This is a genomic window from Hathewaya proteolytica DSM 3090, from assembly GCF_900142225.1.
Taxonomy (GTDB): Bacteria; Bacillota; Clostridia; order Clostridiales; family Clostridiaceae; genus Hathewaya; species Hathewaya proteolytica.
In genome coordinates this window covers 1-24,231 of record NZ_FRAD01000006.1, presented here as the reverse complement: position 1 = coordinate 24,231, position 24,231 = coordinate 1, and the positions used below count along the sequence as shown (strand labels likewise).

22 protein-coding genes and 1 pseudogene are annotated in these 24,231 nt (G+C 32.2%); 21 read left to right on the top strand and 2 right to left on the bottom strand.

Annotation, left to right across the window (positions count from 1 at the left end):
- Window positions 1-9 precede the first annotated feature (9 nt).
- The 12 genes from BUA73_RS03915 (at window position 10) to BUA73_RS03865 (ending at window position 15,197) form a co-directional block, all read left to right on the top strand.
- On the top strand, window positions 10-1,599 hold the full coding sequence (locus BUA73_RS03915; RefSeq protein ID WP_072902592.1) for a recombinase family protein: 1,590 nt from the start codon (window positions 10-12) through the stop codon (window positions 1,597-1,599).
- 10 nt (window positions 1,600-1,609) lie between these two features.
- Window positions 1,610-2,530: a recombinase family protein gene (locus BUA73_RS03910; RefSeq protein WP_072902590.1), complete on the top strand. Its 921-nt coding sequence runs from the start codon at window positions 1,610-1,612 to the stop codon at window positions 2,528-2,530.
- A gap of 2 nt (window positions 2,531-2,532) precedes the next feature.
- The gene (locus BUA73_RS03905) at window positions 2,533-4,194 is read left to right on the top strand and encodes a recombinase family protein (RefSeq protein WP_072902588.1); all 1,662 of its coding nucleotides are present in this window, start codon (window positions 2,533-2,535) and stop codon (window positions 4,192-4,194) included.
- Between the two features lie 880 nt (window positions 4,195-5,074).
- Window positions 5,075-6,130, top strand: a complete 1,056-nt coding sequence (locus tag BUA73_RS03900) for a nucleoid-associated protein (RefSeq protein ID WP_072902586.1) — start codon at window positions 5,075-5,077, stop codon at window positions 6,128-6,130.
- 36 nt (window positions 6,131-6,166) lie between these two features.
- Window positions 6,167-7,645 (top strand): hypothetical protein, encoded by a 1,479-nt coding sequence (locus BUA73_RS03895; protein WP_072902584.1) that lies wholly within the window; start codon window positions 6,167-6,169, stop codon window positions 7,643-7,645.
- A gap of 229 nt (window positions 7,646-7,874) precedes the next feature.
- Window positions 7,875-8,114: a single-stranded DNA-binding protein gene (locus BUA73_RS03890; RefSeq protein ID WP_072902582.1), complete on the top strand. Its 240-nt coding sequence runs from the start codon at window positions 7,875-7,877 to the stop codon at window positions 8,112-8,114.
- A gap of 30 nt (window positions 8,115-8,144) precedes the next feature.
- The gene (locus BUA73_RS14295) at window positions 8,145-9,143 is read left to right on the top strand and encodes a hypothetical protein (RefSeq protein ID WP_242942324.1); all 999 of its coding nucleotides are present in this window, start codon (window positions 8,145-8,147) and stop codon (window positions 9,141-9,143) included.
- A 73-nt stretch (window positions 9,144-9,216) separates the two neighbouring features.
- Window positions 9,217-10,047, top strand: coding sequence for a GIY-YIG nuclease family protein (locus BUA73_RS14290; protein ID WP_072902580.1), 831 nt, complete (start codon window positions 9,217-9,219; stop codon window positions 10,045-10,047).
- A gap of 18 nt (window positions 10,048-10,065) precedes the next feature.
- A complete protein-coding gene (locus tag BUA73_RS03875; protein WP_072902578.1) occupies window positions 10,066-10,374 on the top strand; it encodes a DUF6508 domain-containing protein in 309 nt (102 codons plus the stop codon).
- A gap of 149 nt (window positions 10,375-10,523) precedes the next feature.
- Window positions 10,524-10,646: a hypothetical protein gene (locus tag BUA73_RS14485; protein WP_278319399.1), complete on the top strand. Its 123-nt coding sequence runs from the start codon at window positions 10,524-10,526 to the stop codon at window positions 10,644-10,646.
- Window positions 10,647-10,952: 306 nt separating this feature from the next.
- Entirely contained in the window at window positions 10,953-14,177 is a 3,225-nt protein-coding gene (locus BUA73_RS03870; protein ID WP_072902576.1) for a hypothetical protein, read from the top strand.
- Window positions 14,178-14,258: 81 nt separating this feature from the next.
- Entirely contained in the window at window positions 14,259-15,197 is a 939-nt protein-coding gene (locus BUA73_RS03865; protein ID WP_072902574.1) for a hypothetical protein, read from the top strand.
- 652 nt (window positions 15,198-15,849) lie between these two features.
- On the opposite strand, the gene BUA73_RS03860 is transcribed toward BUA73_RS03865, so the two are convergent.
- Complete coding sequence (locus BUA73_RS03860) at window positions 15,850-16,245, bottom strand: hypothetical protein (RefSeq protein WP_072902572.1); 396 nt, start codon at window positions 16,243-16,245, stop codon at window positions 15,850-15,852.
- A 103-nt stretch (window positions 16,246-16,348) separates the two neighbouring features.
- Between BUA73_RS03860 and BUA73_RS03855 the strand changes: the two genes are divergently transcribed.
- The 9 genes from BUA73_RS03855 to BUA73_RS03815 all read left to right on the top strand — a co-directional run bounded on the left by BUA73_RS03855 (window position 16,349) and on the right by BUA73_RS03815 (window position 23,851).
- Complete coding sequence (locus tag BUA73_RS03855) at window positions 16,349-16,672, top strand: multidrug transporter (RefSeq protein ID WP_072902569.1); 324 nt, start codon at window positions 16,349-16,351, stop codon at window positions 16,670-16,672.
- A gap of 47 nt (window positions 16,673-16,719) precedes the next feature.
- Complete coding sequence (locus BUA73_RS03850; RefSeq protein WP_072902566.1) at window positions 16,720-17,643, top strand: recombinase family protein; 924 nt, start codon at window positions 16,720-16,722, stop codon at window positions 17,641-17,643.
- Between the two features lie 446 nt (window positions 17,644-18,089).
- A complete protein-coding gene (locus BUA73_RS03845) occupies window positions 18,090-18,497 on the top strand; it encodes a hypothetical protein (RefSeq protein ID WP_072902564.1) in 408 nt (135 codons plus the stop codon).
- 102 nt (window positions 18,498-18,599) lie between these two features.
- Window positions 18,600-19,124, top strand: a complete 525-nt coding sequence (locus tag BUA73_RS03840) for a DUF6788 family protein (protein ID WP_072902561.1) — start codon at window positions 18,600-18,602, stop codon at window positions 19,122-19,124.
- 1 nt (window position 19,125) lies between these two features.
- Window positions 19,126-19,842, top strand: a complete 717-nt coding sequence (locus tag BUA73_RS03835) for a Fic/DOC family protein (RefSeq protein WP_072902559.1) — start codon at window positions 19,126-19,128, stop codon at window positions 19,840-19,842.
- A gap of 426 nt (window positions 19,843-20,268) precedes the next feature.
- Complete coding sequence (locus BUA73_RS03830; protein WP_072902557.1) at window positions 20,269-21,009, top strand: DUF169 domain-containing protein; 741 nt, start codon at window positions 20,269-20,271, stop codon at window positions 21,007-21,009.
- A gap of 355 nt (window positions 21,010-21,364) precedes the next feature.
- A complete protein-coding gene (locus tag BUA73_RS03825) occupies window positions 21,365-21,877 on the top strand; it encodes an RNA polymerase sigma factor (RefSeq protein WP_072902555.1) in 513 nt (170 codons plus the stop codon).
- Window positions 21,867-22,766 (top strand): zf-HC2 domain-containing protein, encoded by a 900-nt coding sequence (locus BUA73_RS03820; protein ID WP_072902553.1) that lies wholly within the window; start codon window positions 21,867-21,869, stop codon window positions 22,764-22,766. The genes BUA73_RS03825 and BUA73_RS03820 overlap by 11 nt, the downstream gene beginning before the upstream one ends.
- Window positions 22,767-23,203: 437 nt before the next feature.
- A complete protein-coding gene (locus BUA73_RS03815) occupies window positions 23,204-23,851 on the top strand; it encodes a uroporphyrinogen decarboxylase family protein (RefSeq protein ID WP_072902551.1) in 648 nt (215 codons plus the stop codon).
- A 126-nt stretch (window positions 23,852-23,977) separates the two neighbouring features.
- On the opposite strand, the pseudogene BUA73_RS14015 reads toward BUA73_RS03815, so the two are convergent.
- Window positions 23,978-24,231 (bottom strand): annotated as a pseudogene (locus BUA73_RS14015) (ISLre2 family transposase); the annotation flags it as partial.

Here is a 24,231-nt window from a genome sequence, read left to right as displayed (position 1 = left end):
AGGAAGACCATGGCAAAGAAAGTAAGAAAAATAGAACCTGTAAAGCAAAAGGTAATCTTAGAATTACAACCTAAAAAACGAGTTTGTGCCTACTGCAGAGTAAGTACTGATTCAAGAGAACAACAGAATTCCTTTTCTGCACAAGTAGAATATTACAAGACTTTTATCGGAAAAAGAGATGACTGGGAATACACAGGAATTTATGCTGATGAAGCCAAAAGTGGAACACAAGTAAAAAAACGTGATGAATTTCTACGAATGATAAAAGACTGTGAAGACGGCAAAATTGATATGATCATTACAAAATCCGTCACAAGGTTTGCTAGAAATACAGTAGACAGTATTGAGGCAATCAGAAAGCTAAAAGCACTTGGTATCGGGGTATACTTTGAAAAAGAGCATATGAATACCCTATCAGAAAAAAGTGAGCAGATGATTACCATACTAAGCTCCCTTGCACAAGGAGAGGCAGAAAGCATCTCCACTAATAACAAATGGGCAGTTAAAAAGAGATTTCAAGATGGAACATTTAAGCTTAGTGATCCTGCTTATGGATATACCAAGGATGAAGATGGAAATCTCATAATAAAAGAAGATGAAGCAAAGATTGTCCGTAGAATTTTTCATGAATATCTAAATGGCAAAGGCTCGTATGTAATAGCAAGGTATTTAAATGACGATAATGTCCCAACCATACGCTCAGCAGAAGAATGGCAGGACAGTGTAGTAAAAGAAATCTTACAAAATTCCATCTACGAGGGAGACTTATTATTACAAAAGACATATACAACTGAGGTACTTCCCTTTGAAAGAAAAATAAATAAAGGGGAACTGCCTCAGTATTTTATTGAAAACAATCATGAACCTATTATTACAAGAGAAGAAGGTCAGATGGTCCGAGAGATTTATGAATATCGAAGAAATCAAATGGGAGTAGATGATACTGGAAAATACCAAAACAGATATGAATTTAGCAGCAAAATCATCTGTAAGGAATGTGGTAGCACCTTTAGGAGACAAAAGATTTATATCGGGAAACCTTATGAGAAAATTCAATGGTGCTGTAACTTGCATATAAAAGATATAAGTAAATGTAGTATGAAAGCTGTAAGGGAGGATATTATAAAAGATGCCTTTCTAACAATGTGGAATAAGCTGGTAAGCAATCATACAGATATCCTTTATCCCTTACTGGAATCATTAAAGAATTTAAGAATAGATCATGAGCAGGAAGAAGAAATTAAAAAACTAAATAATAGAATTATGGAATTAACAGAGCAGAGTCATATCCTTAGTAGAGTCTTATCGAAAGGGTATATTGACTCTGCTATTTTTATAGAAAGACAAAATGCTCTGACTGTAGAACTTGAAGCCATCAAGAAAATGAGGAATAGGTGTCTTGATGATAACGGCTATGAAAAAGAGATTACAGGAACAGTAAGATTACTAGAAATCATAAGGTATAATCCAGAGATTATGGAAGAGTATGACGAAAACCTATTTCTCCATACAGTGGAAAATATCATTATCGGAGAAAATCAAGAGATTACCTTCAAGCTAATTAATAACTTGGAACTGACAGAGCATTATGGAAAGTGAGGTGAGGTGGATGATGCAAAGGCATATACCACTTGGCTATAAGATAGTGGATGGGAAAGTAATATTCGATGAAGAAAAGGTAGCAGTGATTAAAAAGATATTTGAAGATTACCATAAAGGTTCCTCCCTACATGCCATAGCAAAAGAACTAACAGCTACAGGAGTTCTTAATGCTAATAACAAACCGAATTGGAATCATGGATCCGTAGGAAAGATACTTGAAAATATCAAATACTTAGGAGATGAATTTTATCCTCAGATAATAGATAAGGAAACCTTTGAATCTGTACAGAAAAGAAGAAAGAAAAAAGAGCAAGCTCTAGGAAGAACCCTACAACCTAATAGCATGAAAAATCAAAGTTTATATAGTAATAAATTAATATGTGGAGAATGTGGTGATGTTTACCGCAAATACATTGAACATGCTGGCAGACCATCTGAGAAGGGTAACTGGAAGTGTAAGAGGTACATCTACCAAAATAGAGTACACTGCAGAAATATATTTTTAACTGAAAAAGAGATAGTAACTACATTTATATCAGCAACCAATAAAGTCTTATCAAGAAAGTGGATGCTAGATAAAGGTAAGAAAAAAGAACCTCCAAGGATCACCTTAGAAATTAGAAAGTTGGAAGAACGAATAAAAGATCTAGAGGAAGAAGAACATTTCTCGTCTAAGGAACTATCAGAGCTAATCTTTAAAAGAGCAAAGGCATATTATAAAATCGCTAAAATTGATGATTATGATTACAACACCGAGAAAATAAAACTATCACTGTCTGATAAAGAACAGCTAATAGAGTTTGAGGAAGATATATTTATAAACATAATAAAGCAGATAGTTATTTATAAAGAAGGAAGAATCCTAGTAGAATTTATCAATGGCATAACTATGGAGGAAGATCATGAGAAAATAAGAGAGGATGAATAACAATGGCAGTAGCAGTAGCAAAAAAGAATGTTGCATTTATACCGGCACAAACCATATATGACAGGAATGTAAGGGTGGAGCTAAAAACCCTAAGAGTAGCAGCTTACTGTAGAGTTAGTACCACCTTAGAACAACAGGAAGGCAGTTATGAGGCTCAAATATCCTACTACACAGAGAAAATAAAAAGCAACCCAAATTGGAAGTGTGCTGGAATTTATGCAGATGATGGAAAGTCAGCCACTAATACAAAAAAGAGAGATGATTTTAATGCCATGATTGATGACTGTATGGCTGGGAAAATAGACATGGTCATAACAAAATCAGTCAGCAGATTTGCAAGAAATACAGTAGACTCGCTCCAGACCATAAGAAAACTTAAAGAAAAGAATATCGCTATATTTTTTGAAAAAGAGGGTGTGAATACCCTAGAAAGCACAGGAGAATTACTGATTACTATCTTAAGCAGTCAAGCACAGGAAGAAAGCAGAAACCTAAGTGAAAATACAAAATGGGGAATTGTAAGAAGATATGAAAATGGAATCATATCAGTCAATCACAAGAAATTTATGGGATATACCAAAGATAAAGAAACTGGAGAGCTGGTTATAGTACCTGAACAAGCAGAGATAGTGAGACGAATTTTTAGAATGTATTTAGAAGGAAGTAGTATAGGAGAGGTTATTAAAGCTCTAGAGGCAGATAAAATCAAAACAGTCACAGGAAAGGAAACATGGCATCCTGGTGTAATAGAAAAAATGTTAGTCAATGAAAAATATATGGGAGATGCCCTGATGCAGAAGACATATACCGTAGACTTCCTGACAAAGAAACGAGTGAAGAATAACGGAATTGTACCTCAGTATTATATAGAAGATAACCATGAGGCCATTATTCCAAAGGAATTATTTTATAAGGTACAGGAAGAAAAGGCTAGGAGAGCCAGCCTGAATAAAGCTGCAGTTACAAGAAAGGCAAATAAGCTAAAAAAGGAAAAGAGCAAATTTAGCTCCAAATACGCACTAACTGAAATCTTAGTATGTGCCGAATGTGGACATCCATATCGTAGGCAGACATGGTCAAAATACGGACAGAAAAGTGCAGTATGGAGATGCGAGAACAGGTTAAAGAATGGTACAAAGGCATCTTGCAAGCACTCACCTACGCTAAAGGAAGAACCACTACATAATGCCATTATGACAGCTATTAATAATGTGGTAGAAAACAATGGGGATTTTATAGGAGCTTTCAGAGAAAATGTCATTAGAGTCATTGGAGGATACTCCACTAAAGATATACCTACTGAATATGATGGGCAGATCGAATCCCTGCAAAAGGAGATGCTAGCCTTAATCGAAGAAAATGCAAAACAAGGAGCTGTAGCAGAAGATTTTGATAATGAGTACAAAAGGATATCTGAACACATAAATGAGCTTAAACAGGCAAAATTAAAGCTTGTAAGGGAGAAGAAACAGGCTGAGAACTATAAACAGAAACTAACGGAAATGGACAGTACCCTAAAGACTGTAAGACCACAGGTAAGAGAGTTTGATGAGGACTTAGTCAGAAGATTAATAAAGACCATTAAAGTGAATAAGGGTGAGAGACTGGAAATACAGTTTGAATCAGGCATAGTGATGGAGCAGTTGGTAGATTACTATGATTAGAAAGAGTAGGAGCAGTAGCTAGGATAGATAAAGGGGTTACTGCTCTTAGTATAAGGAGAATCTGTTAAGACTAAAATCCTCAGAAAGCTGAGGGTTTTATTGTTGGTAGATAGTGATGAGGGTTGAGATTATAATTCCGTAAATCGGAAGGTGTCAAAATTTAGAATATTATACACAATTATCTTGTAAAAAAGCTCTCTTAGAGATACAATTGTTATAACAATGTTGTTTATATGATTGTTCTCATTGGGAGGAATAAAAGTGTTAAATGCAAATGAGTTATTGGAGAATGAATGGTAGTAATTAATTGCATTAAAAATATACGAAAATTTCTATGAACAAATAATTATAAAAAATGAAGTAAGATAAAGCTTAATTTTCTTACGTTGCTTTCTTATATTTCACATTGCATAATTTTTCAAATCATAGTACAATAAAAGAACGTACATTCGGAAAAATAGCAACTAACATTATTAATTTGAAATAAAATAAAAAGTTTCATGTAACGTGGGATGAAGAAAAAGATTTAAGAAATTGAGAAGGAGCTGGAGTAAAAGGTTTCACAACCTGTGGCGCTTTTTACATATTCATGTTTTGTTTAAAGTGAAGATTCAAAAGAATAATAAGAGATTATGTTTTATATCTTAATTAAAAATATATCTTGGTGTCAAGAGAGCAATGAGTGCGGTGATCATCAGAATTACGGCAATAACACATATGGAATCTATAATTCTATTATAAAAAAAGATCAGCTAAATTTTATTAAATAAGAGTAATAGGGTACTTTCAGATGCAAAAATCTTAAAATGGTATTAAACTATCTATATTGACCAATTACCATTTTATTGATACACCATTATACCAGGGGAGGGTAAAATAAATGATAATTTATAAGTCATTTCATAATATTGATGTTGGCAGTGGTATGCTAATTCGTAAGGAGATGCCAGAGGATTTTAATACGTTTGTGGATGAATACATTCGGTTTGCTACTCAGAATGATAGTATCAAATTGTATACGATACCTGATATTAATACGACTGTAGTTAACTGTATCGATAGAATTGTTAATATCACACTCAGTTCTGATGCACTGACTGAAGAACAAGAGGGTGAGTTGGATTCATATTCACATAGTATTGCGAATAAACTGTTGAGAGAAGAACAGCAGGCTCAAGAGCGAATTGCGGCTACTGGTAAACAAATTAAGAAAGGCAGTTTGATTCAGGCATTTATTAAGAACGATGCGGATGAATATATGTACATCATAGCAAAGGTCGAGCATTCTGAATGGTATGATGGAGAGAGTTTACAAAAGAATTTTGGATTTCCAAGCGAGAAGAAAAATGTATGGAAATCGGCTGTGTTCCCTCTTTTCATAGATGATGAGGTTACATTTGATACAGTACGAGTATATACTGATAATGATGCAAAGTATTGGGCGGTTCAGTTCCTTGAACTTACTGCGGAGCGTAGCGACCAAACCAACACTAGTGCTGCATTTAATGCAATAGAAATGGAACTAAAGAGGAAGGTAAAAAAACATTCCGAAAGAGATTACTATAATTTAAGAAATACTCTGATTCATAGCATGAAGACACCTCAACAAGTTAATTATCCAGAGTTTGTTAATACATTGGTAGGTGCTTACCAGCCTGATGAGCCTGTTCTTAACATGGCACAGTTGCAAACTGCATTACTTGAGTTGCCGGAGAAAAAGAATTTTGATCGGCAATTCAATACGGTTCCTGATGCTATTAAGAAGCGACGTAGATTGAAATTCCCTATAACCACGGGAATCGAATTAAGTATTTCTGAGGATACAGAAAATTATCGAGATTCCATTACTGCAAAGACTGATGAGCACGGAGCTAGATATCTTCAAATTGCATGTCGTGAGAATAGTACATACGAGTTGTTTCGCGAAAGGAATTAATCATATTTTAATATTAATTTAAGGGAGGTGGCAGTAGTGTTTGATTTTTTGAGTAGTTCTAAACAAGTGATAGGAACATTAAAGTCATATTATGAAGCTGCTGCTGAAGTTAATGCTGAATTTACAGCAATAATTGATGCGTTACCCGATGAGAATTGTTTTGATGCCTACCTCGAAAATTTTAAAGAACGTGATGACATTGAAATTACTATGAGGGCGTGTACAGATTTTACTTACCGATCACAAGATAAATTGGTATGGCAAGATGCATACAATAAATTCCTTTCTGATGGGGATGCAGAAGATGAGGTTGAAATTAGCATCCACATTGAAAAAAAATATGATGAAAATAATGCTCTGTCAATTTATTGCTTTGATGAATTTATGAAATACTATAGAGGTTTGCCTGTAGATGAGTTATTGAAGTTTTTTGTATCTGCCTTTTCTAATCACTCCTATTTACGCTTTGAGGTTTTAGATAAAGTAGTTGGACTTTACACACACAGCATTGGTTTTTGCCAAGAGGATGAGTGTTGGCCTCAATTAGATATTGCCAGACAAGAGTATCTAAAAAAGTGCGAGAATGCCAGTTTGTTTCTGAACCGCATTGAACTACCTCTGACACCATATGATTTTGAACTTCTTGGAGATGTTGAAGATAAGGATCAGAAAACGGTATTGCTTTTTAATAAGCTAGAAACGATGTTTTCATATCTTTATTTAGCAAACAGCTCATATGTTGTAAATGGTAAGATGGTTCTTCAATTTTCACCTGAACAAGGTGGGTTTGATTATGAAATAAATACAATTATTGATAATCGACATATTTGTCAACTCTTTAAATGGGCGTTTGAAGGTGATAATACAGTAGAGCGTGCGGGTATTACTAGAAATGTTATTTGCCTCAACTGCAAAAAATCAGATCAAATTTCTGCAATTGGTGAAGATATCTGGAGTTCAATAAAATCGAATTATGTGTTGTATCAGAGGAAAACGACGGAACAGTATATTGAAATGAAAAACCAGATTTCAACATTCATTATTGATTCTTCAAAACAATTACAAGAAATGATACATGATTTAATTGACGGTTTAAAAAATAATTTTATAGCGGTTATTATGTTCCTAATCACAATCATTCTTACGGATTCTGTTGATTGGGATGACTTTCTGAAAACTGGAAGTTTGAGTCAAGACTTGATGTTTGTAACCAAGATATTCATTACAGCATCTGTGGCGTATCTTCTAGTTACGTTTGTAGCTATGATTGTTAAATGGTGGTTCTTTAGAATGAGTTATAATCAGTTAAAGTCCAATTATAAGGAAATCCTCGATAAAAGGGACATGGAGAATGCATTTGAGCAGGACAAAGTGATAAAAGAAGCTAAAACTAAGATAATTACTGCAGCTGTTGTGATTGGTGTTGTATGGATTGGTTTCCTGATTGTTATTTATTGTTTTGTTAACCATGCGGGACAAGTGAATGTTGTAATTCCGCAACCACCTGTCCCATAGGCGGTTATGAGTAAGACTGAAGAAAAAACTGCTAAGATTAAAATCCTCAAATAAGTTGAGGATTTTATTGTTGGCAGATAGTGATGGTAGTTGAGAATTATATTACGTTAATTGGTTGATGTAAAAATTTGGAATATTATACACAATTATCTTGTAAAAAAGCTCTCTTAGAGATACAATTATTACAACAATGTTGTTTATATGATTGTTCTCATTGGGAGGAATAAAAGTGTTAAATACAAATGAATTGTTGGAAATTGCAAAGGAAGAACTAAAAAACTTAAATTCTGAAGAAATATTTTTAGTACGTGATTTATTCAAAGGTTATGAGTGGAATAGAATATCTATGAGTAACCGATTGTTGCTTGGCACCTTATTCATCAATTATATTAAATCAACTGATATAGGAATCGTTCCGATTGAAAAGACATCATCAGGACAGCAGAAATATAAGAAGGAAAATTATTAATTTATAAACCATGAGCAGGAGGAGGTACTAATGATTGATAAAATCAATGATTTACATATAAAAGCTCTTAAGGAGCAATTCAAACAATTCCTCAATGTTAATTACAGTCATTTGAAAGATAAAGGTGTTATTTTTAGTGATGCCTTTTATCCTTATCGAAATGATATAGGAATTGAATTTTGGGATGTGTTTATTGATGAAGACTCTTTAAGAAAGGCTCGTCAGTTATTAGAAATTAGGTTTATAAATGAGAAGTCTCATAAAGATCCTAAAAGAAATTCCTATGGTTATATGCGTACCTTTAAGATATTTAAGAGTTTTCTTGATAACACCTATGGAGGTGTGGCAGAATACGTAGAGTATGCTTTAACAAATAAGCCAAAAGAACTTGAATATGTTGCCATTAAAAGAGAAACTACAATTAAAAGAAAAAAGAAAGAATCAAGACTGGATGTTCCAAGGCCATGTTCTGATGAAGTTGCTAATTATCTATTGTCGTGGGATCAATTGGAAAACTATGCATTACAAGAAAGTGCATTAGATAAGTTGTTTTATAGGGCTTATCCTCTGAACAATGATATTGACGATGTTCTCATAAAGGTATCAGCTTTAAATGACTTCTATAGTACAAATATTTTTTCTCCTTTTCAGGTAGCAAAGCATATCATTAATTTAGATATAGATGATAGACTCCAAGCTGGAGATGTTACGTTAGTAAATGATATAGCCAAAGTAACTATGGACAATGGGAAGGTGAAAAACTTTTATTCTTTTGCAACAAAATATTGTAGTCATCATAAACCTATTGATTTCCCTATCTATGACAGTTATGTGGACAAGTTGCTCCGATATTTCAGGGATGTAGATGGTTTTTATAAGTTCAGTAATGATGACCTAAAGAATTATGTAAAATTCAAAAATATATTATTAGAATTTGGTAGTTTCTATTCTCTTACAACTTATAACCTTAAAGATATTGATAAATATTTATGGCAACTAGGAAAAGAAAAATTCCCCAAAAAGTATTGATTTGTATTGATTAGTTGTTAGAAGTAGGGTGCGATTAATATTGGAACAAAAGATAATGTAAAAGAGGTGGCTTATGGAAAAGATATATTTGAATAACTTGCTCCATTTTAATCAAGCGGATTATGGGAATATCAAAATAAAATTTAACCAATCAAATGGTTATGAAGATCCTATGGAATTATATCAAGGTAATCCAGATATTGTTAATAATCAATGGCTGTTTTGGAGAAGTAAGCAACGTTATTTTTATGTAGGACAAATAGCTATATGCTTCTTAAAATTATCATATGATACATGGTTGCTTACCACAATTAAAAAGGTTACTAAAGAACTTAATGTTTATGATGGTATCAATTACGAAGGTGAGGAATTAGAACAGTATAAATCTTACTTTGGACGAGTTGTTATTAAGTACCATAAGACCTTTCAGCAACAAGGTAGATATTATGGTGAAATATGTGATGACTTAGAGGTGCAACAAATACTCCCAACAGTATTTGATGGAGATGATTTTCCTGGATATGATAAAGTCAGACTTTCGTATATACAGTTAGAGTCGGTATTAAATCGTGGGAAGAGAGATTGGATTGCAGCTCTTGAGAATCAAAAAGCAGTATATTTAATTACCGATAAAGAGAATGGAAAGATGTATGTTGGTTCTGCAACAAGTGACTATGGAATGCTACTTCAAAGATGGAGAAGTTATGTTGCAAATGGACACGGTGGGAATAAAGAATTAGTTGAGATAGTTAATGAAAAAGGATATGAGTATATAAAAGTTAATTTCCAATATTCTATCCTTGAGAACTATAATGCAAGGGTTGATGACCATATTATCTTAGAAAGAGAGTCATGGTGGAAAGAAACCTTGCAGACAAGAAAGTATGGATATAACAGCAATTAAACCAGTGGAGGAAGCTCAATGACTAATATTGAAAAGAAGGAAAAACTTCAAATCCTATTGGCAAAGAATACAGGAAGAGAAGAATCTTATTATACTTGTTTGGAAGAAATGGATGATCTTAAAACAAATTATAATGACTATATGACAACAGCTCCAATAGATGTGGAAACAGAGTTAAAGCGTTTATCGGGTGCAGATTATGATTTGTGTGTAGCATTTCTAACCATGCTTTTAAGAGAAGACCATTTTAGCAATGGAGCATTTGAAAGAAGATATCGAGATGGGCAAGTCACCGCCATTGTGGAACGTATGATAGAATTACTCTAAGAAATGAGCCATATAGTAAAGAATACTTGTTGTAAAATAACCGATATATAGATTTTAAATCAACATATTCGTTTTGGAAAGACTACCCTTGCGGTCCTTGGCAGAACCACCAGCCAAACCCAGTCGATGTTTTAAAGGAGGGATGTCTCATGATTAAAAAAGGCATGAAAGAACTTATAAAAAATATTTGTATTTCAGGTATTTCAATTAAATTTGGATTTATTAGTCTAAGCATCTCTGGGGGTTCTTCCAAAGCGAATATGCTATATTGAAAACAAGAATTATGAATCGCTCACTCACTCAATTAGACGCGATTCTTTATAATGGTCAAGTCAAAATTATATCTACTAAGGCGAAAATAAAAGTTCAACAAATAAAATGCATCACAGTAATAGTTGGATATTTATGGATAAAAAGGTAATGCATACAATCGCTTTATAAAGGAAGCTATGATGCTAGCAAGGAAATATTTTTACCTTATAAAATTGTTAGAGAGTCTCATATAGGCTAAGTTATCAATTTTATCTTTTTAAACTTTTTAGGTAATGAAAAAACACCAAAGGGAGGCAAGATCTCAAATGAGTGAAAAAACATTTTATAAAAAAATCCATCCCAATTTATTCTCAGATTCTAAAATTGTTAAAACAGGGAAACTTTCAATGGAATTTTTTTCTTATTTTTTAGACTCATTGACAAGTCAGAGCAGAGAGAAAGAATTTGAAAATTTTTGCCGTAGTATAGTTGAAACAACTATTTGCCCTAATTTACTTCCTCAAACAGGACCAACTGGAGGTGGTGATAGCAAAGTAGATTCAGAAACTTTTCCAGTTTCTGAAACAATAGCAGAAAGCTGGCTATATGGATATAATGATGCTGCTCATAATGAAAGATGGGCTTTTGCTATTAGTGCAAAGAAAGACTGGAAACCAAAGTTAAAATCTGATGTTAAAAAGATTGTTGCAACTAATGAAGAAAGTAATAGGGGATACACAAGGATTTTTTTTATTACAAATCAATTTGTTTCCGATAAAAAAAGGGCAGAAGCAGAAGATGAATTAAGAAAAGAATATAAATTAGATATACGTATTTTAGATAGGACTTGGCTACTGGACAATACATATAAAAATGATAATCAGAAACTTGCAATTAGTGCTTTCAATATGTCAGATGAATTAATTGATGTAATTGATGAAGGTTCAAAAGATAAAGAGCGTAAAAAGTTGCTAGATGAAATTGAGATGGAATTACAAAATTTAGAACAATTAAAACCTGCAAGAATTGTAAAAATATCAAAAGAATATATAGAATTATTAAGAGAATTAGAAGTTGATAAATCAACAATTATTAATGCCTTGGAAAGAAACATTAGATTCGCTAAAAAATATGGTGATATAAAAAATTATGCAGATGCCTTATATGACTACTGTTGGACAATGATATGGTGGTATGAGGATCGTGACATATACTATGAGATGTATGTTAAAGTTGAAAATCTTTATAAAGAAAATACCAATAATTACCCAATTTTAAAAGATTTGAGTACTCTCTGGATTACTCTATATTCCAATCACAATCAAGGAAAAAAGGTGATTGCAAATATGAAGACTCATACACAATTGTTAATAGATTCATTCGATAAATTTATTCAAGACCACGAAAATCCAAGGAGAGCAAAATTAGCTAAATATGATTATCAAATGATGAGATTACAAGATCCTGAGATGTGGAATGATGTAGTTAAAATATATCTTGAAATACTTAAAGATATGCATTTTAATAATGATATCGATTTATATCAATTGAAAAGAATAATGGAACTTCCCATTTTGAAAAAATGTCCCAAATATGATGAGTTGTTTGAACTTCTGATTAATTTATTAGGTGAACAATCCAGAAATATTGAATCATCACAATTACTATTAAATAGAGGTGATGACTACCTAGAGATTAATGTATATAAATCTATTAAATTTTATAGTAGAGCATTAACTAAATTGTATAATGAAAACTCGAAAATTGATTTAATAAAAACTTTAATGAAACTAGGTGGAACTTTTGAGCAAATTGGATTGTTTTGGAGTGCTAGGAGTTACTATATAAGAGCATTTATGGATTCACTCAATTTATATTTTGATGAAGGAAATGCAATTCCAGGTTTGTTTTTATCAATGAGATCACTTAAGTATTTAGAATTACGTTTAGGACGAATTGACCATTCACTACGATTTAATGAATTAGAATTATTAGGATTAAATTTATATCCATATATTACTGATGAAGAAGAGGAATGGGAAAAATATTTACATTATGATGCTTTACTAGCAATTGTATTATTAAGTTTAACAAGGAATAATAATGAGCAATTTGAAAGATTCCCAGATTATTTAAAAGAAAAAGGATTAGAGACGTCATCTGCAGCATTAAAGTATAGTTTGGGTTATTATGATGAAGATTATGTTCAGGCAATGGGATCGGAAGAAGCATTAGATGTCTTTATGAAAGACTTATTTAAACAACCTGCTTCAAATGATTTTCAGGAAATATTAAATGTAGATCTTTTAGATGAAAAAATAAAACTAAAAACAAAAATTGTTGGTTGTAATGTAATCGTCAACACAAGCAGAAATAGTTTTCAAAGAGAGCTAGGAGCAACTATATTAGCAATGTTTGAGAACATATTTGCTACATCAATTTCAAATCAAATTATTCCCATGCTTTCAGATTTTACTGTTAACATAGAAGAAATTGAAGAAAGTCAATTTGATATTGAAGTTATACAAAACGATAATACAATTTATATTTATGTTTCAAAAATTGCAGAATTAACTGAATATATAAATAGAGGCCTAGTTTCAGAAAAACTAAATATTGTTATGGCAATGTTTATTTCTCAAATGGTACCTTTTTCAAATGAATTAGTAAAAATAAAAAAATCTATTGAAGAAGAAGAGGCTATGTTTAGAACGCTTAATTGCTCTAGTACTTTGGATACTTTTGTTGTTTTTGAGGAAGATATTTCTTTTAAGGATACAATAACAAAGGAAGCAAAAGCGTATAAGAATATTAGGAATGAAAGTATCTCTCAGCATAAAGAATCAAAAACTCAAACAAATCATGTAAGTATGGATGGTATTAGAAAAATACATTACGGAGGATTACCAAAAGAAATTGATTTTTCAAAAGTACATCATAATAAAATTCAAATAAGTGATGTTATTTATCTGCCATTATGGGACAAGGCGGGATGGAAAGGACTTTTTGTTTGGGCAGACCAAGATTTTGAATATCCACCTTATGTAGGGTTAATATTTGATAACAAAGAAGGATTGGATATTTTTAAGAAGTGGAAAATGGAATCTAAAGCTGATAAAGTTACTATTGGTATTATCACAGGAATTAATAAGTATAATCCTTATTGGTATAGAATTGTTATAGGCGAGAATATGCTTAATACTAACTTTAATAAAAGAGATAGTGATCCAGAAATTATTAATCAGATGACAAGGCTACATACCATGCAAGCAAAAGATCATTTTAATATAAATTTAATAAAGCAAGTTATTTCAAAACACAAAACATTTAATTTTTTACCGATTTTAGTGAAAGATTTAAAGACTCAAAAACTCAGAACTGAATTATCACTTATTAAAAAGAGCAATAGTATTATAATTAAAGATATAAAAGAAATTGAAGAAAATGATGGATTTATTATTAATGGTTTAACACCTTTTGATAAACCATTAAATAATACAGGCAAAGAATTGTATGCTGAGAAATTAATTAAAGAAAAACAAAAAATATAGAAACATTGGTATGAGTTATATATGATTAGAATTGGAACTTGGAAATACGGCGCAAATAATATGAGTTAGGGATGGATATTTATGGCGAAAATTGATTATGCTTGGAGTTTAGAACAGAAGCGAGAATTAACAGCATCCGAAGCACATGAATCTTGGATAATTGGAGATTTACATGACAAAACTGCTTTCGAGTGCATAGATAAAAATTGCAATGCACAAATAACATGTGTCAATATGGATAAACAGCAACATCAAATGAAAATGAGAGAGCATTTTAAAGTGTTTGGAGAGCACAGTAAAGAATGCAAAGAAATAATGAATTATAACAATGTTGCTAAGAAAAAAACAGAAGAAAATGCAAAAAGTGCACCTGAAATTGGAGAAGATATAACATTTAATATGACTCGACCTAAAAAGCATAATGAAGTTGATAAAGTGGAAGAAACCTATGATGATAATGGTAGCGAAAAAAAAGAAAGAGGAAAAAATAATTCAGCAGAAAAGAAGATGTCTGGTGCAAGAAAGTCCAACTTATTTCTGTTAAGTACACTGGTGTCAAAATACATAAGAAGTATAAAAGAAAAAAGGATAGAGTGCACAACGATAACTTTAGCGATTTCAGGCAAACCATATCAGTATTCAATAAAAACACTTTTCCTAGATATAAAAGAAATAAAATATACTGATGACTTAAGCTGGAAAACAAAAGTATATTATGGACAGGCAATTATAAGCAAAGGTAATAGCGGAGAATATTGGATAAATTTTAATAGCATGTTTAAAGAATCAACCAAAAGTGTTAAATGTGTAATCAAGCAAGAAGTTATAGACAATACACATAGTCGTACAGGTGGATTAAATATGATAGAGCGATTTTTAGATAAGAAAACACACTGTTTTGTATTAGGGACTATAAAAGAAACAGACAAGATAAACTATATAAATATTGCGAGTTTGGATCACTTTGCATGTACTCAAGAAGATATTATTAATGTAGATATTACTATAGAAGAACAATAACAAAATATAATTGTGCCGAATAAAGCTTTCAAATAAGGCACAATTATTTGAAAGCTTTATTGGGTTCAATTTATCTCACAGGTAAATAGTACTCAACTATTATTTTGATTCAAATTAAGATGATAGTTTTTATTATAATTTGATGGAATGTATGCTAGTAAGGCAGGATGTTACTATGTCCTTTTAGAAATATGCCCTTCCACCAAGGGGGTACCATCTCCTTACGACATCATTATTGTACTCTCAAGGCATGTTGAGGCGGTTGTTCTGCTGTCACGAGTGTAGCGAAGTGAGAGCAGATATACAACCACCCATGCAAGGTTTGCTCAAGAACCCGAGCAAAGCGAAAGGTGATTGGCGCAAACTACTGCTGAGGCTTAGAACAAAACACTGATTAAAAAAGATGTCAAGAAAAGAAAAATAGAAGGCTTGAAAGTATAGAAAATAAGGGGTTCTGCGTGTTTTGATGATTTTCAGAATGGCAGAACCCTTTGTAAAATGGCTACTCTGTGGGAATATATCCAACGACAAAAAGACGGATAGTTGAGTTGACAAGATTACTTTTGGGCGGGTTGAGTAGACAGAAATGTTGTAAAAATAGGCTAATTATCATATAATAAAATCATCAAAATGATGATTAGTCTTGAAGGAATTACAGACCGATTGAACACCCAATGTTATAGATATTTGGATTCTCTTTTGATGGAGTAAAAGATATCAACATCCAATCTTCGCTTTTATAATCGGGGTTATCTTTATATAATCGCTGTAAAGTAAGGCTGATTAGTAGGGCGGCGAAGGTATATATTTGCTTAGCATTAGCTAATGTTCTTATGATTTCACTTGTTACGACAGCATCATAAAGCATTTCCTGTTGCAATCTTTTTTCTTCCTGAAAATGAAGAGCATCAATGCAAATATCTGCATAAGTGATGCGTCGATCTTGTTGCTGAGCATAATTGGCTAATTGCTTTTTTAGTTCTTTCCTTACTACTGATGAACAACTTTCAAAGCAAATGGAAACGTGTAATATTAGTTTTTTATTCATGATGATACCTCCTTTGGTAGTGTCACATATTAACTCTAAAGACCGATATTATCAAGATGTATATTGAACAACTAAGTAGGAATTTAAAGGGAGGTTTTGGGTTTTGCAAGAGCAGGGATTTACAAAAAGAGACTGGACACTTTTTAAAAACAAAGTTGCTGATTGGCAAGAATCATATATGGATAGGCTAAATAAAGAGTATATAAACTTACTAAGTGAAGATACTAATCCATCAGAAAAGTTTTGGAAGCTGGATAAGAGAATAAAGGAAGATAGGAAAAAGACTGGTGTTCAATTAGAAATTAGTCGTTCAAACCTTATTAATAACATTATTTCTCTTATAAGTGATAGTGCGATTAGTTTTGAGAATCTCGAAGAGTTCAGTGATGAGCTGAAGGAAACTGTAAATAGATTTATAGAGAGATAGTATAAATTAAATTAAGTTTTGGATTAGAATTATTTAGGATGTGCAATGTGTCAGAGAATAAAAAAGTTAATTACATACCAGCGAAACCTCTAAAAAGAGAAAAACGGGTTGGTATTTATTGCTGTGTAAGTACAAATAGCGTAGACCAATTAAAAAGCCTAACAGCACAAGTATCAGCACTAACAAGATTAACAGCGGCTACACCGCAGTGGTTATTAGTAGATGTATATATGGATATTGCATCAAGTAAAACAGGTTCTTCTCGTAGAGAGTTTGAAAGGATGCTGGACGATTGTAAGTTCCATAATCTAGAAATAATACTCACCAAGAGTATTAGTAGATTTGGTAGGGATACGGTTGATACGCTTGGTGCCTTGAATCAATTAAAGACATTAGGTGTTCGTGTTATATTTGAACAGGAGAGTCTGGATACTGCCGATACTGACACTGATCTTATGGTATCTATTATTGAAGCTATTGCACAGGCAGAAAATGAATCTAGAAGTGAAAACATTAAATGGGGAATAAAACAACGTGCCGCACAAGGTACCTCAAAGCTATATAACAGAAAATGTTATGGATATGTACATGATAAAGAAGGCAACCTGATTATTAAAGACGATGAGGCTAAAAATGTAACGAAAATATTTGAGATGTACCTCCATGGTAAAAGTGTTATTGATATAGTTACTGAGTTGGAATATTTGGGTGTTAAATCTCCTACTGGAAAAGATAAGTGGAGCAAGCGTACAATTGATGTGATGCTTAGCAACGAAAAATATACGGATAGTGTAAAATTGTTAGATAATGGAAAACATGAAGCGGTTTATTTAAGTGAGGATAACAACCCAGCAATTATTTCTAAGGAAACATTTCAAGCTGTGCAGATAGAAAAAACTAAAAGAAGCAATGTCATTAAAGGCGAAAATGGATTACAGAGAAAAAGTAAAAAATATAGTTCGAAACAGTGAATTTTCAAAATAGCCTAATCAAAAAGAGTAGGTCGAGTAGATAATATGGACTTAAAACCTTAACAACACTAGGTTTTTTCTGTATTTTATAAAAGTGTGAAATAGCCTAACAATTTCACGTGGAAGCGATAATAATGATGACGTATTGTGGTGACAAGGCAAAAAACGAGGGTTATACCACAATATATAGTGGTTTTCGACCGATTTTGGAGCGAAAAAACGGGTGAAAATGTCATCTGTTTGAGGGCTAAAATTAAGCAAAAATATAGATGACATAGGTAACTTTCGAGATTTCACCCATAAAACTGAATAGGAAATAGTCAAATAGTCAGCGGATTCTATAATGATCCTCTGACTATTTTTTCTGCCTAGATATTTCACAAATGTTAGTTTTAAAATATCAAGTCTTTTTATAAAAAAATATGAGCATAGCAAGGAGGGTTACTATGAGCTGCAAAAGTATAACTGTTATTCCCACGGTGTTTAAATTTCAAAGTAGCCTTGGGATAAAAAGAAGAAACATTAAAGTAGCATTTTTTATCCCAAACAACTTCAGTAATCTCGTCATACATTCCACAGATAAGGTTCTAAGTCGAATGAAGTTTTTCGATTTAGTTGGTTTCTTTACAAACGAAAAAAGTTTTCAAAGAGGAAGTCATAGAATGAGAAAAATCTTTGATTTGCATAACCAAGATAAGCTTGATTTACTTATCTGTAAATCTAAAAGCGATTTGGATAGATATGAAGATACTATCGATAGTATTGAAAAATCGATTTTTAAAAGTGGTATTCCTACTTATTGTATTAAAGATTGTATTCTAATTAAAAATGGCAATATTATTTCCCAGTCGTAGCTAAAAAATATCACGCACTGGTTAACCTACAAATGAATACAATGTTGATAATTAGGTTAATATATGATATAATAATTATACTAAATAGTGAGGTGATAAGGAATGTCAGCTATTATTATAAATGAATACCAAGAGCTTTTATTAAAGAAAAATGAAATTGAGAAAACACTCCCTTCTCTTCCTGAGGGATATATTTCTACGAAAACCATTAAAGAAAAACAATATTACTATATACAAAATAGAGTAAATGGAAAAATAGTAAGCAAGTATCTAAAAGAAAATGAAGTTGATACTATAAAAGAACAAGTTGAGCTTTGCCAGAAATATAAAGCTGAACTTCCTAAAATTGAAGCACGCTTAAAACAGCTGGAACAGGCAGCCAAATTGATTGATAAAAATATTGCCAGACACCTTACCCTCCTTAAATTATCTTGTGGAATGGATTCACTAAATGATGTGCAAAAAGAACGTAGTGCATCTTTTGCCAACGCACTAAATGCCATTGAGGGTGTATATGCTAGTGAAACTACAGAGCGGAATATTGCTAAATGGAAGGTTGGCGATGAATCCTTCATTTCTATATTTCAATCCACATTAAATATGTACGGCTTTACAGCGGAGGTGTAAGATGAGGGATCCTTATTTATATGATGATGTAGATATATTAAAAAATCTCGCCAATATCAAAGACCATGATTTATTAAGTAGAGCCGAGGCAGATATAACAAACTTATCTATGCTTGCCGTCTATAACCAATCTTATAAAGTTTTTGATACAAAAACATTGCAAGATATTCACTCAAATATTTTTGGACAAATATACGATTGGGCTGGTGAGTTCCGTACAATTCAAATTGCTAAATATGAAGATGTACTGGGAGGAGATACGGTTAGATATACTTTCCCGAAACAGATTAAGAAAGAGCTTGATGCTGTAATGAAGGAAGTAAAGAAACTGAAAAGAACAGACAGCAATGATAAGGATATCGTGTTTCGCTTAGAGAGAATTATAGCAACAATCTGGCAGATACACCCTTTTAGAGAGGGTAACACTAGAACTTGTATTGTATTTGCTGTGCTACTGGCAAAACACCTCGGATTTGAGGTAAACCATGAGCTCTTTAAAACTCATTCAGCTTATGTGAGAAATGCCTTGGTGTGGGCATCTCAAGGAATGTACTCAAAACACGAATATCTTGAAAGAATCTTTTCCGATGCAATATTAGGCGACAGCCTTAATGAGGATGATGTTTCCACTACTGTCGCTGGAAACTATGAAAGCATTGGAGAGTATAAGGTTAAAGATTATGTGGAGCGCCCACATGAGTATGTGAAAGAGAAGTAAATATGTAATAGTATGAAGGCTAAGTTGTAGGTCAATTAATGATCCATAACTTAGCCTTTTTACCAATGCAGTATTTTGTGCTATAAAGATAGGGACATGAAAATTTAATTTTTTGATATAAAGTTAAATCAACTGTCAAATTAGTTCGTGTCTTATATAATAATGCATAATCTATTGGAAATATAATGAAATTTGTTGTATAATAAAGATATATAAAAATTAAATTTGAGGAGTTGTGCTTTTGGAAGAGTTTAGGGAGTTTAACACACCAGAGGAAGTAGACAAATGGGTGTCTACAAGTTTTTCTGATACTGTTATACAGCATTTTGATTTGAATAAGTAGCCTCCCCTCAGTCCAGTGAGTTTATATACTGGTTCTATCTCGGGAAAAATTAATAAAAGAGATATGATTTATGGAATACTGTTTTGTCTCTAAACAGGGAGATAATAGGGGTAAAGTTCTTAAAGACTGAGGAAGAGTATTTAAAACAAGATGCACAAGATATAAAAAAAGACATGATATATTGCGTATTCATTAAATCTGCTATGACAGGAAAATCATTAAAGATTAGAGGAGAAAATTTTGCTTGTTCTGGTTCAGGGACTACTTTTAGATATCATGATTTGCCAGAAGGATTTTATGATGGAGAGTGGGTATATACATTTGGTCTTCATAAAAGCATGGAGATTTCTAAAGAGGTTATGAATGATATGCTAGTATTTGAAGAGAAAACCTATGGTGTAGTCGCTAAACCATTAAACAAATTTGTTGGTGAAAATCCTGATGTTATTATAATTGTTTGTGAACCGTATTACGCTATGAGGTTATCTCAGGCTTATTCTTATGAATTTGGATTAAAACAGAACTATGACATAGCAGGTAACCAAGCTGTTTGTTATGAGTCAACAGCTAAGCCAATTATGACGAAAAGTATGGATTTAAGTATGCTTTGTGCAGGAACTAGACATAGTGCTAAATGGGAAAAAAATGAGATGATGTGTGGAATATCGTGGGAAATATCAGACGCTATTTTAGAAGGGCTTATTAAAACAATAAATACCATTGAACCGGATGACATGAAGAAAACAATAATTAAAAAGAATGGTTCAAATATTATTGAGGATACAGAAATAACTTTTGGAACTGCATATTATCTAAAAAAATAAATTAATACCTATGAGGTTGGACATATTTTCAATGCCATAAATGCATCTTTAAATAGAGTAAAAATTTAATACACTTAAGGCACGATAACTAAGCCACTTACTCTTCTATAAAAGGAGTAAGCGGCTTTTTTTATTCTAGTATTTTTATATATCCACCTAACAAGGCGGCTAAGTTAAAGGGATTTAAAGTTTATATTTACGCACCAACTATTATTGTCTCAAAGGTCTATAATATATATATTAGTAATTACAGAATGCCTAGATATATTTGATTATATAGAGGTAGAAAAAAGAAAATAAAAAAACTTGTAAGATTATTAAAGGAAGGACGTCTTATAGGTGAGGGGGTGAGAAGGTGGCAGAGTTCGGAAAAGAATTTGAGAAGATTTATATAAGATACTTTAATGATGTATTTCTTTTTCTCAAAAAGCTGTCAAAAGATGAAGGCATTGCAGAGGAGATTACAAGCGAAACTTTTTTCAAAGCGATGCGTTCAATAGATAATTTTCGTGGTGAAGCAGATATACGGGTTTGGCTTTGCCAAATTGCAAAAAACTGTTGCTTTTCTTATTTGAAAAAGCAGCAGCGCATTGTGGACATTGATGATCTTGATGTTATTGATTTTCCAGAACATAAAGATAATATTGAAGAACAAATATTAAATCAATATGATGCTATAGAAATACATACATTGCTGCATAACTTAGCTGAACCATATAAAGAAATTTTTATGCTGCGGGTTTTTGGGGAGTTAAGTTTCAAACAAATTGCAGATATTTTTCAAAAAACAGAGAACTGGGCTTGCGTCACTTATCACCGAGCAAGAAATAAAATATTAAAACAAATGGAGGACCATGATGAGCAATAAATGTAATTTAATTAAAGACATCCTTCCACTTTATGTAGAAGACATGGTAAGTGCGGAGACACGAGAATTCGTCAGTGATCATCTTGAACATTGTGAAGAATGTCATGAGGAATTTGAGCATATGAGAAAAACTACAGAATTTATCCCTGATACTGACATTGCTCCGTTAAAGAGAATAAAAAAGGAGTTATTTATCAAACTCCTACAGACTATTTTTTTTACAGTAACGCTAGTGTGTTCTATAGTAGTCGTCGTTTTTGGAGTTTTGACAACACCTAAATTTTTCCCTTATTCTAATAGTTTATTGGATATTATTGATAACCATAAGGGAAAGATTATCATAGGCTTTGATGATAAGGTGACAGGCTATAGCTGTATCAAAGAGTTTAATAGTGAGACAGAAACAGAGGTTTATCGCATAAATGCATGGACTACAACTTGGGACTTATATTCATCTAATCATGGAAAACAAAATATGGTTATACCTTTTAGCAGTGAAAATAAAATCCAAATTTTCTATGCTCAAAACGATGGTTCCGAAGATGTACTAATTTATGGGGTGAATGAAAATGCTGGTGAGAATACTGTAACATTGCCAAGACTAATTTTAATGCCGTATTTTATATTAGCCTTTCTTGCCTTTGTTGTACTGGCAATGGCACGATTCTTATTGAAAAATAAGTCAGTTATAATTGTGTGGATTGATAGAACTATATTGTTTCCAATTTCCTACATGGCAGCTCATCTTTGCATAAAAGGAATTGACTTTACGACTTATTCATCTCAACGGGATTTTTGTATTATCATGCTTGTGGCTATAGTATTTTATTTTGCTATGTTGACAGGAGAAATTCTTTACAAAGCCAAAAGGAGAAATCCTAAAAAATAGGGTAGTCAATATAATAAGGATGAAGTACAGTAGATAATTTAAAGCGCCAATGTTTAAACAAAGCACCTTTTTTGAGGTGTTTCAGTGTATAGATATGATTATTCATAAAGGTTTTGTCACTATGAATCCTTGGTTAAACCTTCTTTGCCTAACTTAACTGAGTGTACTTTACAATTTATATACCCAATTATAAATTACAAAAAAATATAGCTTTACAAATAACAATAGATATAATCGATTGGACTACCATAAGTTTAAATGATATACTAGTAAAATGACAAAATATTGAATAAAATACTAGAAATATAACTTAATGAAATCTTTAAGACTGATTTAATTTTGTCTAATTTAATTTTATTTTATTGATACAAGCTATCGATTTATAGGTAGCTAAAGCTACAAGGAGTAAAGTTAAAAAGTTTAAAGGGGGAGTAAAAATGTTTAAAGATCAAATGACACACAAAGAGAGAATGATTGCATTTAGCAAAGGCGAAAAAATTGACAGAATTCCTATTTCTCTTTCGCTAGGTGAAGCAATAGCACCTTCATTTGGATATGGTTTAGATGAATACAGCAATTCAGCTGAGATAATGGCAAATGTAGCAATTAACTCTTTTAGAGAATTTGGTTCGGATTCTGAATCCATAGCTACAACGTTACGTGGAATGGGGGAAGCCATGGGTTCTAAAATCAAGTATCCTAAAAATTCTATTCCATATGTTGAGGAACCAGCAGTTAAAGAGATTAATGATATAGATAAGTTAAAAATAGCTGATCCACAGAAAGATGGCAGATTACCTTTGTGTCTAAAAGCTTTAAGGATGACTATGGATGCCATTGGCAATGAAGTGAGTGTTGGTGGGGGAATCGCTGGTCCTTTTAGCGTTGCTACATGTTTGGTAGGTGCTGAAAATTTATTAAGGTGGATTATTAAATATCCTGAAAAAGTAAAGCAACTCATGGAGCTAGTGACTGAATCTAATAATAGGTACATAAAAGAATTAGCTAATTTGGGCGTTGGAGTTTCAATAGCTGATCCTGTTACTTCATCAAGTTTAGTGGGAAAGAAGTTTGTGTCAAGTTAAAGTGGGCAATTTTGTATTCCTAATTTCCCCATTATAAGTTCAGTTAAATTTTTACCCCCGAAGAGTTTCGATTGAAGCCTAAAAGGGGAACACTTATCCCGTCAATTTTTAGCTAAAATTCTCATACTATCTATAAATAAGCTCACTAAAACTTCTTTCCTTAAAAAAATCTTGTATAGCTTTTCGTCCATTAGTTATGGCGTAGCCTGTAAATGGTATTCTTGCTTGTTGTATAGGATAATACTTACTTTTCTTTACCTTCTTATTTACATCTGACGCCGTTAAAGTAATCATCTCTGTTATTGTTTCTAGTTTCTCATTTGTAACAATGCCTGAGCATACTTCATTTATTAAATTGTATATTCTTTTACTTGCTTTTT

Excerpts from the sequence above, each read along its gene's own strand:
- BUA73_RS03845 (WP_072902564.1), top strand. The coding sequence starts at position 18,090 with ATGAGCTGCAAAAGTATAACTGTTATTCCCACGGTGTTTAAATTTCAA.
- BUA73_RS03860 (WP_072902572.1), bottom strand. The coding sequence starts at position 16,245 with ATGAATAAAAAACTAATATTACACGTTTCCATTTGCTTTGAAAGTTGT.
- BUA73_RS03910 (WP_072902590.1), top strand. The coding sequence starts at position 1,610 with ATGATGCAAAGGCATATACCACTTGGCTATAAGATAGTGGATGGGAAA.
- BUA73_RS14290 (WP_072902580.1), top strand. The coding sequence starts at position 9,217 with ATGGAAAAGATATATTTGAATAACTTGCTCCATTTTAATCAAGCGGAT.
- BUA73_RS14295 (WP_242942324.1), top strand. The coding sequence starts at position 8,145 with ATGATTGATAAAATCAATGATTTACATATAAAAGCTCTTAAGGAGCAA.
- BUA73_RS03900 (WP_072902586.1), top strand. The coding sequence starts at position 5,075 with ATGATAATTTATAAGTCATTTCATAATATTGATGTTGGCAGTGGTATG.
- BUA73_RS03875 (WP_072902578.1), top strand. The coding sequence starts at position 10,066 with ATGACTAATATTGAAAAGAAGGAAAAACTTCAAATCCTATTGGCAAAG.
- BUA73_RS03865 (WP_072902574.1), top strand. The coding sequence starts at position 14,259 with ATGGCGAAAATTGATTATGCTTGGAGTTTAGAACAGAAGCGAGAATTA.
- BUA73_RS03840 (WP_072902561.1), top strand. The coding sequence starts at position 18,600 with ATGTCAGCTATTATTATAAATGAATACCAAGAGCTTTTATTAAAGAAA.
- BUA73_RS03915 (WP_072902592.1), top strand. The coding sequence starts at position 10 with ATGGCAAAGAAAGTAAGAAAAATAGAACCTGTAAAGCAAAAGGTAATC.
- BUA73_RS14485 (WP_278319399.1), top strand. The coding sequence starts at position 10,524 with ATGATTAAAAAAGGCATGAAAGAACTTATAAAAAATATTTGTATTTCA.
- BUA73_RS03870 (WP_072902576.1), top strand. The coding sequence starts at position 10,953 with ATGAGTGAAAAAACATTTTATAAAAAAATCCATCCCAATTTATTCTCA.
- BUA73_RS03905 (WP_072902588.1), top strand. The coding sequence starts at position 2,533 with ATGGCAGTAGCAGTAGCAAAAAAGAATGTTGCATTTATACCGGCACAA.
- BUA73_RS03815 (WP_072902551.1), top strand. The coding sequence starts at position 23,204 with ATGTTTAAAGATCAAATGACACACAAAGAGAGAATGATTGCATTTAGC.
- BUA73_RS03820 (WP_072902553.1), top strand. The coding sequence starts at position 21,867 with ATGAGCAATAAATGTAATTTAATTAAAGACATCCTTCCACTTTATGTA.
- BUA73_RS03835 (WP_072902559.1), top strand. The coding sequence starts at position 19,126 with ATGAGGGATCCTTATTTATATGATGATGTAGATATATTAAAAAATCTC.